Source organism: Actinoplanes sp. NPDC051513, assembly GCF_044454685.1.
Classification (GTDB): Bacteria; Actinomycetota; Actinomycetes; order Mycobacteriales; family Micromonosporaceae; genus Actinoplanes.
This window is the reverse complement of sequence record NZ_JBITDW010000016.1, coordinates 145,107-160,210: the sequence shown is the minus strand read 5'-3', so window position 1 is coordinate 160,210 and position 15,104 is coordinate 145,107. Positions and strand designations below refer to the sequence as shown.

The window sequence follows — 15,104 nt, the reverse complement described above, 5'->3', positions numbered from 1 at the left end:
CATGCTCGAAAACGAGCTACCGGGCGGTGAGACGAGCGAGGTGGCTATGCCACCCGCCGAAACCGCCGATAGCACCACTGCCACCCCTCCGCGTCGCGCGAGGACCACACGCCGCAAGGCCACGGCGCCCGCCGCCGAGGCTGCGCCCACCGAGGCCGGTCCGGCCGAGGCGGGGCCGGCGTCGATGGGATCCGTCGAGCCGGGGGCGACCATAGAGGCGGCGGCCACCGAGGCCGAGCCGCCGGCGAAGCCCGTGAAGGCCACCCGCAGCCGCCGCAAGGCGACCGCCCCGGCTGCTGCTGCTTCGGCTGCCGCGGGCGAGTCGTCCGCTACTGCTCCGGCTGCCGCGGAAGGGGCCGCCGCGACGGCCGCTTCCGGGGAGCCGGCCGAGACCGCGCCGCCGGTCAAGGCGACCCGCGCCCGGCGGAAGAAGGCCGTGCCCGCGGCGGTCGCGCCCGATCCCGAGCCGGTCGTTCCGGTCGAGCCGCTGATCACCGGCGAGGAGCCGGTCGTCGAGGCCCCGGCCGAGGACGAGCCGGTCGTGGAGGCGCCGGCTGTGGCGGCTGGGTCCGCCCCGATCGTCGGCGTCCTTCCGCTGGACGACGACTTCATCGAGGAGGAGAAGCCCGCCGGGCGTCGTGCCCGCCGCGCCGCGCTGCCCCCCGCCGTGCTCTTCATGCCGCCGGAGGCCAACGAGGCCGAGGCCGCGCCGGTCAGCCGGCGCTCACGTCGCGGCACGGCTGCCGCGCCGGTCGCCGCCGAGGCCCAGGTCCCCGAGATCGAGGCCGCCGTCGCCGAGGTCCCGGCCGAGGTCCCGGCCGAAGGCTCCCGCCGCAGCCGGCGTCGCCGTCGTGGCGCCGCTGAGGAGCCGGCCGAGCCCCTGGTCGCCGCCGCGGCCGAGGCCGCCGAGGAGGCCGCCGAGCCCGTCGACGAGGTGGACGAGTCGGCCGACGACGTCGAGGAAGGCCTCGAGGACGAGACCGACGACGAGTTCGCCGCGGGTCGCCGCCGCCGCCGTCGTGGCCGTCGTGGCCGCGGGCGGGGCAAGGGCCCGGCCGAGGACGACGAGGCCGCCGAGGCCGAGGAGGGCGCCGAGGCCTCCGTCGAGGATGAGTCCGACGAGAGCGACGAGGAGTCCGACGAGGGCGACGGTGTGACCCGCCGCCGGCGTCGTCGTCGCCGTAAGGGCTCGGGTGGGGACACCGAGACCGGCGGCATCGAGGACGGCGTGCACACCGTCGTGCGGGTGCGCGAGCCGCGCCGCACCGACGAGGTGCAGGGCGTCTCCGGCTCGACCCGGCTCGAGGCCAAGCGCCAGCGCCGCCGGGACGGCCGCGAGCAGCGCCGTACCCGCCCGCCGATCCTCAGCGAGTCCGAGTTCCTGGCCCGCCGCGAGGCGGTCGACCGGGTCATGGTCGTCCGGCAGAAGTCCGACCGCACCCAGATCGCCGTGCTCGAGGACGGCATCCTGGTCGAGCACTACGTGGCCCGGGCGACCTCCGGCACCATGGTCGGCAACGTCTACCTCGGCAAGGTGCAGAACGTGCTGCCGAGCATGGAGGCGGCGTTCGTCGACGTCGGCCGGGGCCGCAACGCCGTGCTCTACGCCGGCGAGGTCAACTGGGACGCCACCGGCCTGGAGGGTCGCGCCCGCTCGATCGAGCAGGCGCTCAAGTCCGGCGACTCGGTGCTCGTGCAGGTCACCAAGGACCCGATCGGGCACAAGGGCGCCCGGCTCTCCAGCCACATCGCGCTTTCCGGCCGGCACCTGGTCTACGTGCCCAACGGCAACGCGTCCGGGATCAGCCGCAAGCTGCCCGACACCGAGCGCAAGCGCCTGCGTGACGTCCTGAAGAAGCTGGTGCCGGACGGCGCCGGGGTGATCGTGCGGACCGCGGCCGAGGGCGCGAGCGAGGACGAGCTGGCCCGCGACGTCAAGCGGCTGCAGGCGCAGTGGGAGGAGATCCAGCGCCGGGCGGCCGAGGGGCACGCGCCGGCCGCGCTCTCCGAGGAGCCCGACCTGGTCATCCGGGTGGTCCGGGACCTCTTCAACGAGGACTTCCGCGAGCTGGTGGTGCAGGGCGACCAGGCGTACGCCGAGGTCGAGAACTACCTCAACTCGGTGTCGCCCGACCTGGTCGAGCGCCTGCACCGGTACACCGGCGTCGGGGACCTCTTCGCCGACAAGCGGATCGACGAGCAGATCCTCAAGGGCCTCGACCGCAAGGTGTTCCTGCCCTCGGGCGGGCACCTGGTGATCGACCGCACCGAGGCGATGACGGTCGTCGACGTGAACACCGGTAAGTACACCGGCGCGGGCGGCAACCTCGAGGAGACGGTCACCCGCAACAACCTCGAGGCGGCCGAGGAGATCGTGCGCCAGCTGCGGCTGCGCGACCTCGGCGGCATCGTGGTCATCGACTTCATCGACATGGTGCTCGAGAGCAACCGCGAGCTGGTGCTGCGGCGGCTCACCGAGTGCCTGGGCCGGGACCGCACCAAGCACCAGGTCACCGAGATCACCTCGCTCGGCCTGGTGCAGATGACCCGCAAGCGGATCGGGGCGGGCCTGCTCGAGGCCTTCAGCGAGACCTGTGACCACTGCAAGGGCCGAGGCGTGCTGATTCACACCGAGCCGGTGCCGGAGAAGCGGACCAATGGCGGCGCCGGCAACCAGGTGAAGGCGGTCGCGGCGGCCACCCGTACCGAGCAGGCGCCGGCCCAGCAGCAGCCGGCCGCCACGTCGTCGCGCTCGCGCCGGCGCCGCGGCGCGGCCGAGGCCGCGCCGGCCCCGGAAGCGTCCGTGGCTGCCGCGCCGTCCGAAGAGCCGGCCGAGCGGGAGGACCCGATGGCGATCGCCGCGGACCTGCCACCGGCTCAGGCGCACGGATCGGGGATCGTGTCACGGGCCGTGCCGGCGCTCACCTCCGACGACCCGCAGGACGACTACGACATCAGCGGCTACGACCTGTCCCGTTACGAGATGCCGTCGGCCGAGCCGGTCGAGGCGGCGGAACCGGCCGAGCCGTTGCGGTTGACCGGCGCGGACGACCCGGACGCGGCCGACGAGGACGACGACGAGGATGACGACGAGCCGGTGGGCGCGGGCGCGGGCCGCCGGCGCTCGCGGCGCGGGGGAACCAGGCGACGGACGCGCCCGTAAGGGCAGACGCGGGAGCGGTTTGGTAAAGAAACTTAACTGCCAAGCCGCTCACCGCCGTCGACGTCCGCTACCCTCCGGGGATTGATCCTTCCCCCGAGGAGACATCCCCGTGCGACGCTTCGCGCCACTCCTACTTCTTCCGTTGCTGGCCGCCGGCTGCTCCGGCGGCGGCGCGACACCCACCGCCGGCCAGACCCCGAACGCCGGAGGCTCCGCCGTGGCGCCCGCGCCGGTCGACCCCGCGCCGGTCGACCCTTCCGTGGCGGCCTCGGCCGACAAGGCGCTGTCCGGCAACACCAAGGCCATCTGCGAGCAGGCCGAGCGCACCAGCACCGGCTTCGGCCAGACCTTCATCGCCGACCTCCAGATGCAGATCGACGCCGCGAGCCAGGGCGCGGCGGCGAAGGCACAGGCCCAGCAGAAGATCGACCGGGACGTGTCGAGCTTCTCGTCCGCGCTCGCGGGGATGGCCAAGCTCGCCGACGACGAGGCGCTCAAGTCGGCCCTGACCCAGATGAGCAAGCAGGTCAACGCGTTCAAGGGCGACGTCACGAAGATCAACGCTGAGAAGATGTCGGCGCTCACGGCTACCCTGGACAAGGCGTGCGGCCGGGGGTGAACCCCGGTTTGGGATCGGCGCGTCGAATGAAGTACGCTTGCCGACGGCGCTTTTCCATGCGTCGTGCCCCGGGGCGTTCTCATTTGCGTCCGGGCCAGCACCATCCGCCAAGCAGCGGTTATCGCTGCGTAAGTCTCAGGGAGTCCGCGTCCGATGTACGCGATCGTCAAGACCGGCGGCAAGCAGTACAAGGTTGCCGAGGGCGACGTGATCGAGGTCGAGAAGCTCGCGGGCGTGCCCGGCGATGCGCTCACGCTCGCCGCTGTCCTCCTCGTCGACGGTGACAACCTGGTGACCGACGCGGCCAAGCTTGCCAACGTTACGGTGTCCGGCGAGATCGCCGAGCACACCAAGGGTCCGAAGATCCGGATCCACAAGTTCAAGAACAAGACCGGCTACCACAAGCGCCAGGGGCACCGTCAGCCGCTGACCCGCGTCAAGGTGACCGGCATCACGAGCGGGAAGTAAGGGGCGGATCACTCATGGCTCACAAAAAGGGTGCTTCCAGCTCGCGCAACGGCCGCGACTCCTCCGCGCAGCGGCTCGGCGTCAAGCGGTTCGGCGGCCAGCTGGTCAACGCCGGCGAGATCCTGATCCGTCAGCGTGGCACGAAGTTCCACCCGGGCGAGCTGGTCGGCCGTGGTGGCGATGACACGCTGTTCGCATTGGCCACGGGCAACGTGCTGTTCGGCACGATCCGCGGTCGCAAGACCGTGAGCATCGTTCCGGTCTCGGAGTAAGTTCGGATTTTCAGCTGGTTCTGTCAACAGCGGGCCAGGACCCTCCGGGGTTCTTGGCCCGCTGTTTTGTTGAGGAGAGTTGAGCAGTGACCACGTTCGTCGATCGGGTCGTGCTGCACCTGCAGGCGGGTGACGGCGGGCACGGCTGCGTCTCGGTGCGCCGGGAGAAGTTCAAGCCGCTCGGCGGCCCCGACGGCGGCAACGGCGGGCACGGCGGCAGCGTCACGCTGGTCGTCGACCCGCAGCAGCACACGCTGCTCGACTTCCATTTCCACCCGCACATCAAGGCCCCCAACGGCGGTGGCGGCGCGGGCGCGAACCGCGACGGCGCCAACGGCAAGGACCTCGTGGTCCAGGTGCCGGACGGCACGGTCGTGCAGACCGCCGACGGCGAGGTGCTTGCCGACCTCATCGGCGAGGGCACCACGTTCGAGGTGGCGCGTGGCGGCCGTGGCGGCCGGGGCAACGCCTCGCTGGCCAACACCCGGCGCAAGGTCCCCGGCTTCGCCGAGCTGGGCGAGCCTGGCGACCGGCTCGACGTGGTGCTCGAGCTCAAGAGCGTCGCCGACGTGGGCCTGGTCGGCTTTCCCTCGGCCGGCAAATCGTCGCTGATCTCGGTGATGTCCGCGGCCAAGCCCAAGATCGCCGATTACCCGTTCACCACGCTCGTGCCCAACCTCGGCGTGGTGCAGGCCGGCGACCAGACGTTCACCGTGGCCGACGTGCCCGGCCTGATCCCGGGCGCGGCCACCGGCAAGGGCCTGGGCATGCAGTTCCTGCGGCACATCGAGCGCACCTCGGTCCTGGTGCACGTGCTCGACGCGGCGGCGCCCGAGATCGACCGCGATCCCCTGGCCGACCTCGACGCGATCGAGGCCGAGCTGGCCGCGTACGGCGGTCTCGAGGACCGGCCCCGGCTCGTGGTGCTCAACAAGATCGACATTCCGGACGGCCGCGACCTCGCCGAGATGGTCCGCCCCGACCTCGGGGCGCGTGGTTACCGCGTCTTCGAGGTCAGCGCCGTGACCCGCGAAGGCCTCAAGGACCTGGTGTTCGCGCTGGCCGCCACCGTCACCGAGCACCGTCTCGCCCACCCGCCCGCCGAGCCGACCCGGGTCGTGGTGCGTCCCCGCGCGGTCGACGAGAGCGGCTTCACGGTCGAGCAGGACGAGGACGGCGTCTACGTGGTGCGCGGCGCCAAGGTCGAGCGCTGGATCCGGCAGACGAACTTCGACAACGACGAGGCGATCGGTTACCTCGCCGACCGGCTCGAGCGGCTGGGCGTCGAGGCCGAGCTGGGCAAGAGGGGCGCGCAGGCGGGCGACCCGGTGCGGATCGCCGACCGCGAGTTCGACTGGCAGCCCAACGGCGGCGAGTTCGTGGCCGGCCCGCGCGGCACCGACGCCCGTCTCGAGGACGACAGCAACCGGCTGACCGCGGCGCAGCGCCTCGCGGCCCGCAAGGCCCGCCGGGTCCGCGGCGACGACGAGCTGCTGCACATGGCCGCGGACGGCACGGTCACGACCGTCGCCAACGCCAATCGGCCGGTGCTGGTTACCGACGAGGACGATGAGGACGACACCGGCGAATAGGGCGTAGTCCAGCTTTGCGCAACCATCCGGAAAGGGACTTCGCTTAGAGTCACCTTCGTGCTGATCGAATCCCGCCCCGCCCTGGACCCGGAACTTGCCGCCCTGGTCACGGCTCAGCTGCGTGAGATACGGGAGATCGACAAGGGGATGAACACCGCGGTGTTCGTTCCGTACGATGACGCTGCGTATCTGGTGGCGGTCGTCGAGCACCGCGCGGTGGCCTGCGCGGCCTGGCAGGCGGTCGACGACCGGGTCGTCGAGCTCAAGCGGATGTACGTGCGCCCCGCGTTCCGGGGCCGCGGCATCGCCCGCCAGATGATCGTCGCGATCGAGGAGGAGGCGCTCGCCGCGGGCCGGCCCGTCATCCGGCTCGAGACCGGCGACTACCTGCCCGCGGCGATCGCGCTCTACCAATCCGCGGGGTACCGCCAGATCCCCGCGTACGGCCCCTATGTGGGCAACCCGTTCTCGGTGTGCTTCGAGAAGCGGCTGGTGGCGTTGGTCCACCGCCCTTAGCCGGACTAAAGGTTGAGCCCGAGGGCCGCGCGCGTACGGCGTACGGTGGCAAGCGCCGCAGGACGCACCAAGGTGTTGCCCTCCGCCAAGACCTGGCGTACGTGGCCGGGGTCGTCGGCCAGCTCCGCGTAACGCTTGCGAATGGGTGCGAGCAGCGCGTCCACCGCATCGGTGACGTCGCGCTTGAGGGCGCCGTAGGACGTGTACGCGCCCGGCGCCTCGCCCGTGCACTCGGCCAGGATCACCAGCAGGTTGGTGACGCCGGGCTGGTTCTGCGGATCGTGCTGCACTATGCCCACGGTGTCGGTGACCGCCCGCGAGATCGTCCGGCGGATCACCTCGGGCGGGTCGAGCAGCCCGATCCGGCCGGCCGACGAGCGCGCGCTCTTGCTCATCTTGGCGGTCGGGTCGGCCAGATCCATGATCCGCGCGGCCGACTCGGGCCGGACGCCCTCGGGCACCACGAAGGTCTCGCCGTAGCGCGAGTTGAACCTGGTCGCGAGCGTTCGGGCGAGCTCGAGATGCTGGTTCTGATCGTCGCCCACCGGCACCTCATGGACGTCGTGCACCAGGATGTCGGCCGCCATGAGCACGGGATAGCTGAGCAGGCTGAGTCGCACCGCGCCCCCCGCCGCCGACTTCTCCTTGAATTGGATCATGCGAGCCGCCTCGCCGAAGTGACAGACGCATTCCAGCAGGTAGTGCAGCTCGGTGTGCTCGGGGACCTGGGAGTGGGCGATCAGGGCGGTGCGCTTCGGGTCGACGCCGGCGGCCAGCAGCAGCGTGGCGACCTCGAGGATTTTCCGGCGGAGGACCTGCGGATCGTGCTCCATGGTCATCGCGTGCAGATCGGCGATCATGGCGATCGAGTCCCGGTTTTGTTGATCTTGCACGAGGGGCCCCATGGCGCCCAGCAGGTTGCCGAGGTGCAGGTCGCCGGTGGGCTGAAAGCCGGTGAGTCGTTTCATGGCCGGTTCCTTCCGGTGCGGGTGGCAGCCCCGCCCGAACCGGCCTTCACATGCGAAAACGGCCGCCCGGAAGGGGCGGCCGCGGATGAGGTCATGCGCGTGTGGGTAGCCGCCCGTCAGGGCAGCCACCAGCACAGGTTCAGCGCGCGCACGTCGCACATCCTACCGCGAGGCGACGGTGTGCCGTCTCGGCCGGACAGGCATGATGGTCGTCATGCCGCTCACCCGTGCCGAGGCCGCTACCCGCGCCGCCGTCGTCGACGTCCACGAGTACGAGATCCACCTCGACCTCACCGCCGACGGGGACACCTTCGGATCGCGTACGGTGGCGCGCTTCTCCGCCACGCCGGGTGCGGCGACGTTTCTGGAGTTCGAGCCGGTCTCAGTTTCGTCGATCATGCTGAACGGCGTTTCCGTGCCATCGTCGGCGGTTTCTTCCGGACGGCTTTTGCTGGACGGCCTTGCCGCCGAGAACGAGCTCGCGGTGACCGCCACCATGCGGTACTCGAACACCGGTGAGGGTCTGCACAAGTACGTCGACCCGGCCGACGGGAACGTCTACCTCTACCAGCACCTGTTCATCAACAACGCGGGGCGCGTGCTGCCGGCGTTCGACCAGCCGGATCTCAAGGCGGTCTTCAAGGTGTCGGTGACCGCGCCGCCTTCCTGGAAGGTCGCGGCCAACGGCTTGCCCTTGTCATCGCAGGGCGGTGTGTGGGAATTTGCCCCCACCAAGCCGATTTCCACCTATCTGGCCACGCTGTTCGCCGGGCCCTTTCATGCGGTGACCGACTCGCACGACGGCATTCCGCTGGCGCTCTACGTGCGGGCGGCGCTCGCCGAGCACCTCGACGCGCAGGCCGAGGAGCTGTTCACGGTCACCAAGCAGTGCCTCGACCGATACCACGAGATGTTCGACATCCGGTTCCCCTTCGGGCACTACCAGCAGGCATTCGCGCCCGAGTTCAACTTCGGCGCCATGGAGTACCCGGGCCTCGTGGTCTTCCGCGACGAGATGATCTATCGTTCGGCGGTCACCGAGAGCCAGCGCGAGGCGCGGGCCAACGTCATCGCGCACGAGATGGCGCACATGTGGTTCGGCGACCTGGTGACCATGGCCTGGTGGGACGACCTGTGGCTGAACGAGTCGTTCGCCGAGTACCTGGGCACGCGTGTCACCGCCGAGGCGACCCGGTTCAAGGGGACGTGGACGACCTTCGCCATGCAGCGGAAGGCCTGGGGCCTGCGGGCCGACCAGCATCCTTCGACGCATCCGGTCGCGCCCGAGTCGGTCACGAACACCGACGAGGCGCTGCTCAACTTCGACGGCATCTCGTACGCGAAGGGAGCCGCGACCCTCAAGCAGCTCGTGGCGTGGGTGGGCGACGAAGCCTTCCTGACCGGGCTCAACGCGCATTTCGCGGCGCACGCGTACGGGAACGCGACGCTCGCGGACCTGCTGGCGGCGCTGGCCGCGGCCAGCGGGCGGGATCTGTCGGCGTGGGCCGAGGTATGGCTGCGGCGGGCGCAGGTCAATACCTTGCGTACGACTCGGGATTCCAACGGATCGATGGCGGTGCTCCAGACCGCTCCCGCGGACTACCCGACGCTGCGTCCTCACCGGCTCGGGATCGGGCTCTACGACCGGGCTGCCGATGGGACCGTGGTTCGGGGATCGCTGGTCTCGGTCGAGGTTGCCGCGTCCGGCCACACCGAAGTACCCGACTTTTCCGATAAGTCGGGCTTGGTGCTGCTCAACGACGGCGATCTGACGTACGCCAAGATCCGGCTCGATGACGCGTCGACCGCGGCCGTGCCCAGCATGCTGCCGCTGATCGGGGACTCGCTGGCCCGGGCCGTGCTCTGGGCCTCGACCCTCGACGCCGTGGTGGACGGCGAGCAGCCGGTCGCCGAGCTGGTCACCCTCGTGCTGGCGGCGCTGCCGGTCGAGACCGAGGTCGTGATCGTCGAGGACGTGCTGCGGGCCACCCGCAGCCTGGTCGACCGCTACTCCACTCCCGAGACCCGGCCCGCGGCGCTCGAACTGGTCGCGCAGGCCGCCGATCGGCTGCTCGCCGTCTCGGAGCCGGGTGGGTCCCGGCAGCTCGCGGCGGCCCGCGGGCTGATCGGGGCCACGGTCGAGACGGGCCGGCTGCAGGACTGGCTGGCCGGGACCGGCGTGCCGGAGGGGCTGCCGATCGACGCCGACCTGCGGTGGCTGATCCTCTACCGCCTGGTCGTGCTCGGGGCGGCCGGCCGGGCCGAGATCGATGCCGAGTTCGAGCGGGACCGCAGCGCCACCGGCGAGCAGTGGGCCGCGCGGTGCCGGGCCGCGGTGCCCGACGCCGACGCGAAGGCCGCGGCCTGGGCGGCGATCGTCGAGGACGTCTCGCTCTCCAACCGGCTCGTCGAGATGACCGCCTCCGGGTTCTGGCAGCCGGAACAGCTTGGCCGGCTCACCCCGTACGTGGCGCGGTATTTCGCCGACATGCCGTCGATGATGCGGGTCCGGAGCGGGATGAGCGCGGAGCGGACGGTCGGGCTCGCGTACCCGGATGTGGTCGTCGACCCGGAGACCCGGCGGCTCGCCGCTGAGCTGTTGGCCCGCGAAGATCTCGATCCGATCCTGCGGCGCGTCGTGCAGGACACGGACGACGACATGCGGAAGGCGCTCGCCGCGCGCTTCTGACCTTTGCGAACCCAACTTTGCTAAACGCTCCTAGCAGCTACCCTCGCCCGTAGGCCCTGTTTCGTAACCCGACCAGGGCTGCGGCGTGGCCCAGGCGCCGCCTGACGGCGCCCGCAGGGCGACGCCAGCCGACCCCTGGACCTCGCCTCGCACTTGGCCGGGTTACGAAACAGGGCCTTGGGGGTGCGCGTGGAGTGGTCGGAGGAGCTCGCCGGCGGTCTGCTGCAGGCCGCCCCCGACGCGATCCTGGTCATGGCGAGCGACGGCCGGATCGTGCTGGTCAACGACCGGGCCGAGGAGCTGTACGGCCGGCGCCGTGACGAGCTGCTCGGCACCCGCATCGAGTCCCTGATCACCGACGACGCCCGGATGATGCCGGAGTCCCGTCGGCGCCGGCTGGACGAGGGACGGCCCGGGCCGATCGGCGCGGTGACCACGACGATCCGGCGGCGGGACGGCGACGAGATACCGGTCGAGTCGTCGGTCGCGATCGTGGACACGCCACAGGGTCGTCTCGCCGTCTGCGTGATCCGGGATCTGAGCGAGCGAGCGCGGGCCGAGCAGGAGAAGGCGCGGCTGCGGGCCGAGGCGCATGTGCATCGGAGTCAGCGGCTGGAGAGCCTGGGGCAGCTCGCGGGAGGGATCGCGCACGACTTCAACAACATGCTCGGCGTGATCGTGAATTATGCGAACTTCGTCATCGAAGAGGCGGAATCTCCCGCGCCCGATCTGAAGGCGATCGCGGCGGATGCCCGGCAGGTGGTGCGGGCGGGGGACCGGGGAACCGACCTGACCCATCAGCTGCTGGCGTTCGCGCGGCGGGAAGTGGTGCGGCCGCAGGTGCTGGACCTCAACGCGGTGATCTCGTCGGTGGAGGAGTTGCTGCGGCGGTCGCTGGGCGAGCACATCAGTCTGCTGGTGCGGGCCGCGCCCGGCTCGCCGGCCGTGGTGTGCGATCCGGGGCAGATCGAGCAGCTCTTGGTGTGTCTGGCGGTCAATGCCCGCGATGCCATGCCCGGCGGCGGCGATCTGGTGATCGATACGTCGCGGCACGGGGATCAGGTGCGGCTCCGGGTCAGCGACTCGGGGCAGGGAATGTCCGCCGACGTGATGGAACGAGCCTTCGAACCATTTTTCACGACAAAAGGTAGCGGGGAGGGTAGCGGGCTCGGGCTTGCCACCGTGTACGGGATCGTCACTCAGGCCGGCGGGGAGGTCAGTCTGGCCTCGTCGGTGGGGCTCGGGACGACCGCTACGGTGCTGCTGCCCGCCGCCACCCCATCGGACAAATCCGATTTATCCCCAGTTTCTGATAGATCGCCCGCTCGCGGGCGAGGGGAGACGCTGCTTGTCGTCGAGGACGAGGAGGCGCTGCGGGACGTGGCCGGGCGGATCCTCTCGGGCGCCGGCTACCGAGTGCTCTGCGCCCCGTGCGGACCGGCGGCGCTGGACATCGCGGCCGGGCACGACGGCCCGATCGACCTGCTGCTGAGCGACGTGGTGATGCCCGGGATGCTCGGCAAGGAGCTGGCCGAGCGGCTGACCGGGGTGCGCCCCGCGACCCGGGTGCTCTACATGTCCGGATACGCCCAGCCGGTCCTGCACTCGCAGGGCACGCTCGACCCCGGGGTGGCGCTGCTGGAGAAGCCGTTCACGGCCGATGACCTGCTCGCCGCCGTGCGCGGCCGCCTCGACGATTGATCTCCACCCTTGATCGGAAAAGCGCCTATATTTTTCTGATGCGCCGGATCGGGATCATGGGTGGGACCTTCGACCCGATCCACCACGGGCACCTGGTGGCCGCCAGCGAGGTGCAGGCCCGTTTCGACCTGGACGAGGTCGTCTTCGTGCCCACCGGTCAGCCGTACGAGAAGGGCAAGGTCTCCCCGGCCGAGGACCGCTACCTCATGACCGTCATCGCGACGGCCTCGAACCCGCGTTTCCACGTCAGCCGCGCCGACATCGACCGCGACGGCCCCACCTACACCGTCGACACCCTGCGTGACATGCGGGCGATCTTCGGTGGCGACGCCCAGCTGTACTTCATCACCGGGGCCGACGCGCTCGCTCGCATCCTGAGCTGGAAGGACGCGCTCGAGATGCTGACCATGGCGCACTTCGTGGGCGTCACCCGGCCCGGCTTCGAGCTCTCCGACGACCACCTTCCCGACGACTCGGTCACCCTCGTCGAGGTTCCCGCCATGGCGATCTCCTCATCGGCCTGCCGGGCGCGGGTGGCCGGCGGCGAGCCGGTCTGGTACCTGGTCCCCGACGGTGTTGTGCAGTACATCAACAAGCGCGGCCTCTATCGGGGGTCGGGAAATGTCACACGGGTGTGAGACGCTTGTATCTCCAGGACACCGAACGAAGGGACGCTCTTGCCCGTCACTGAGCGCGCGCTTGAACTCGCGATGACGGCCGCGCAGGCCGCCGCCGACAAGAAGGCGCAGGACATTGTCGTCATCGACGTCGCTGAGCAGCTCTACATCACCGACGCCTTCGTGATCGCCTCCGCGTCCAACGAGCGGCAGGTCGTCGCGATCGTCGACGCTATCGAGGAAGCCCTGGTCAACCTTCCGGAAAAGGCGAAACCCGTGCGCCGCGAGGGCGAGCGTCAGGGCCGGTGGGTGCTTCTCGATTACGTCGACATCGTCGTGCACGTCCAGCACGCCGAGGAGCGCGAGTTCTACGCCCTCGACAAGCTGTGGAAGGACTGCCCGACGATCCCGTTCGTCGACCGCGACCTGGCCGACGCTGAAGCATCGTGATTTCGTGGGCGCCGGCCGCGTGAGCCGGCTGATCGTCTGGCGGCACGGCAACACCGACTGGAATGCGAGTCATCGCGTCCAGGGCCAGACCGACGTGCCGCTGAACGCGGTCGGCCGGCAGCAGGCCGTCGACGCCGCCGAGCTGCTGGTCAAGATGCGGCCCGCCGCGATCGTCTCCAGCGACCTGCACCGGGCCGCCGACACCGCGGCCGCGCTGGCCGCCCTGACCGGCCTGTCGATCAACTACGACAAGCGCCTGCGGGAGCGGTACTTCGGCAACTGGCAGGGCCTCACGATGACCGAGGTGGCCGGGCTACACCGCGACGAGTACGACCGGTGGAAGCACGGCCACGAGGTCGGCGGCGAGGTTGAGACCCTGGCCGACCTGGGCAAACGCGTCTCCGAGGCGCTCCGCGCGGCGGCCGAGCTGTCGCCACCCGGCGGCACGGTCGTGGTGGCCACCCACGGCGCGGCGGCCCGGCAAGGCATCGGGCATCTGCTCGGGTGGCCGCTCGAGCAGCTACGCACGCTGCGGGCATTGCAGAACTGCCATTGGGTCGAGCTCACCCACGACCGGGAAAGAGGGTGGCAGGTCGCGGCGTACAACGTGGGGCCGTTCACCGACCGCCCGGTTCCTCCTCCGGTCTGAGGAACTCGCGGTGATCCGGTAGCGTCCAACCATCATGCTGACCCGTCGTGCCGCTGTTCTGGTGACGCTCGTGCTCTGCCTGGCCGGTTGTGCCAATGGCGGACCGGAGCCGTCGGCAGCGCCTTCCGCCTCGGCTTCCCCAACGCCATCGGCCTCCCCCTCGGCATCCCCTTCGCCCTCGGCCTCCCCCTCGCCCTCCGCGCCGCTTTCGCCGTCCACCGAGCCCAGCGGGAACAACCCGACCGCGAGCGACGCCGAGACGATCACCGGTACGGTCGAGGCCGGGGTCGAGCCCAACTGCCGCCTGATCAAGGACAGCGCCGGGTCCCACCTGCTGTTCTTCGACTACGCGTCGCTGCGCGCCGAGGCGACCGTCGGCAAGAAGGTGACGGTGACCGGCCGTTCCGAGCCCAAGATGATGTCCACCTGCCAGCAGGGCATCCCCTTCGTCGTCTCCGCGATCCGCCCCGCCTGATCGTTTCGTTCGGCTCCTATGCGTCCGTGCGGGCGCGGATCGGTTAACGTGCCTCGCATGCCCGTCGCGGTCGTCACCGACTCCACCGCGTACCTGCCCGCCGAGTTGAGCGGCTCGTATGACCTGACCGTCGTCCCCCTCACGGTAGTGATCAACGGCGCCGAGGGCCTGGAGGGCTTGCAGGTCCAGCCCGCCGAGGTGGCCCGCGCGCTGAGCGCCCGCCGTTGGGCCGTCAGCACTTCCCGTCCCGCACCGTCCCAGTTCGCCGACGCCTATCGCCGGCTCTTGAAGGCCGGCGCCGACGGCATCGTGTCGGTGCACCTGTCGGCCAAGCTCTCCGGGACCTACGAGGCCGCGTGCCTGGCCGCCACCGAGGTGGGCGAGCGCGTCCAGGTGGTCGACAGCAAGACCACCGGGATGGGCCTGGGTTTCGCCGCGCTGGCCGCTGCGGCGGCGGCAGCCGACGGCAAAGACCTTGATTCCGTACGCGCGGAGGCGGCCGACCATGCTTCGCGCGTGAGCACCCTCTTCTACGTGGACACCCTGGAGTTCCTGCGTCGCGGAGGCCGCATCGGCGCCGCCTCGGCCCTGCTGGGGACGGCTCTCGCGGTGAAGCCCATCCTCCACGTGGCGGACGGCGCGATCGTGGTCCGCGACAAGGTCCGCACCGCGGGCCGGGCATTGGCCAAGCTGGTCGACCTGGCGGTCGAGGCCTCCGGCGACGGCGAGGTGGACATCGCCGTCCACCACTTGGAGGCGCCCGAGCGAGCGGCCGCTCTGGCCGATGCCGTCTCGTTGCGCCTCTCCGACCGCCTGCGGGACTGCTACATCACGGAGATAGGCGCGGTCGTGGCCGCCCACGTGGGCCCCGGCCTGGCCGGCGTGGTCGTCCACCGTCGCCCCTGAGTCACCAACGCCTCCCGCG

Annotated in this window: 14 protein-coding genes; 13 read left to right on the top strand and 1 reads right to left on the bottom strand. The window is 70.7% G+C overall.

Features of this window, described 5'->3' with window-relative positions; translation table 11 throughout:
- Position 1: 1 nt before the first annotated feature.
- The 6 genes from ACIA5D_RS36245 (at position 2) to ACIA5D_RS36220 (ending at position 6,630) form a co-directional block, all read left to right on the top strand.
- Positions 2–3,163, top strand: coding sequence for an Rne/Rng family ribonuclease (locus tag ACIA5D_RS36245; RefSeq protein WP_396034932.1), 3,162 nt, complete (start codon positions 2–4; stop codon positions 3,161–3,163).
- 109 nt (positions 3,164–3,272) lie between these two features.
- Complete coding sequence (locus ACIA5D_RS36240; RefSeq protein ID WP_396034931.1) at positions 3,273–3,782, top strand: hypothetical protein; 510 nt, start codon at positions 3,273–3,275, stop codon at positions 3,780–3,782.
- Between the two features lie 153 nt (positions 3,783–3,935).
- Positions 3,936–4,250 carry a 50S ribosomal protein L21 gene (gene rplU, locus ACIA5D_RS36235; RefSeq protein WP_396034930.1) on the top strand — a complete coding sequence of 105 codons (315 nt, stop codon included), beginning with the start codon at positions 3,936–3,938 and terminating at the stop codon, positions 4,248–4,250.
- A 14-nt stretch (positions 4,251–4,264) separates the two neighbouring features.
- Positions 4,265–4,522 carry a 50S ribosomal protein L27 gene (gene rpmA, locus ACIA5D_RS36230; protein WP_396034929.1) on the top strand — a complete coding sequence of 86 codons (258 nt, stop codon included), beginning with the start codon at positions 4,265–4,267 and terminating at the stop codon, positions 4,520–4,522.
- An 86-nt stretch (positions 4,523–4,608) separates the two neighbouring features.
- A complete protein-coding gene (obgE, locus tag ACIA5D_RS36225) occupies positions 4,609–6,114 on the top strand; it encodes a GTPase ObgE (RefSeq protein ID WP_396034928.1) in 1,506 nt (501 codons plus the stop codon).
- A 57-nt stretch (positions 6,115–6,171) separates the two neighbouring features.
- Entirely contained in the window at positions 6,172–6,630 is a 459-nt protein-coding gene (locus ACIA5D_RS36220; protein ID WP_396034927.1) for a GNAT family N-acetyltransferase, read from the top strand.
- Between the two features lie 5 nt (positions 6,631–6,635).
- Here the strand turns inward: ACIA5D_RS36220 and trpS are convergent, their stop codons facing one another.
- Complete coding sequence (gene trpS / locus ACIA5D_RS36215) at positions 6,636–7,598, bottom strand: tryptophan--tRNA ligase (protein ID WP_396034926.1); 963 nt, start codon at positions 7,596–7,598, stop codon at positions 6,636–6,638.
- 214 nt (positions 7,599–7,812) lie between these two features.
- Between trpS and pepN the strand changes: the two genes are divergently transcribed.
- From pepN to ACIA5D_RS36180, 7 genes are all read left to right on the top strand, one after another.
- Positions 7,813–10,287: an aminopeptidase N gene (gene pepN, locus ACIA5D_RS36210; protein WP_396034925.1), complete on the top strand. Its 2,475-nt coding sequence runs from the start codon at positions 7,813–7,815 to the stop codon at positions 10,285–10,287.
- Between the two features lie 189 nt (positions 10,288–10,476).
- The gene (locus tag ACIA5D_RS36205; RefSeq protein ID WP_396034924.1) at positions 10,477–11,988 is read left to right on the top strand and encodes an ATP-binding protein; all 1,512 of its coding nucleotides are present in this window, start codon (positions 10,477–10,479) and stop codon (positions 11,986–11,988) included.
- A 38-nt stretch (positions 11,989–12,026) separates the two neighbouring features.
- Complete coding sequence (gene nadD / locus ACIA5D_RS36200; RefSeq protein WP_396034923.1) at positions 12,027–12,626, top strand: nicotinate-nucleotide adenylyltransferase; 600 nt, start codon at positions 12,027–12,029, stop codon at positions 12,624–12,626.
- 39 nt (positions 12,627–12,665) lie between these two features.
- Positions 12,666–13,055, top strand: coding sequence for a ribosome silencing factor (gene rsfS / locus ACIA5D_RS36195; RefSeq protein WP_396034922.1), 390 nt, complete (start codon positions 12,666–12,668; stop codon positions 13,053–13,055).
- A gap of 19 nt (positions 13,056–13,074) precedes the next feature.
- On the top strand, positions 13,075–13,704 hold the full coding sequence (locus tag ACIA5D_RS36190; protein ID WP_396034971.1) for a histidine phosphatase family protein: 630 nt from the start codon (positions 13,075–13,077) through the stop codon (positions 13,702–13,704).
- Positions 13,705–13,738: 34 nt separating this feature from the next.
- A complete protein-coding gene (locus ACIA5D_RS36185) occupies positions 13,739–14,179 on the top strand; it encodes a hypothetical protein (protein WP_396034921.1) in 441 nt (146 codons plus the stop codon).
- Positions 14,180–14,236: 57 nt separating this feature from the next.
- On the top strand, positions 14,237–15,085 hold the full coding sequence (locus tag ACIA5D_RS36180; protein WP_396034920.1) for a DegV family protein: 849 nt from the start codon (positions 14,237–14,239) through the stop codon (positions 15,083–15,085).
- The last annotated feature ends 19 nt before the right edge of the window (positions 15,086–15,104 follow it).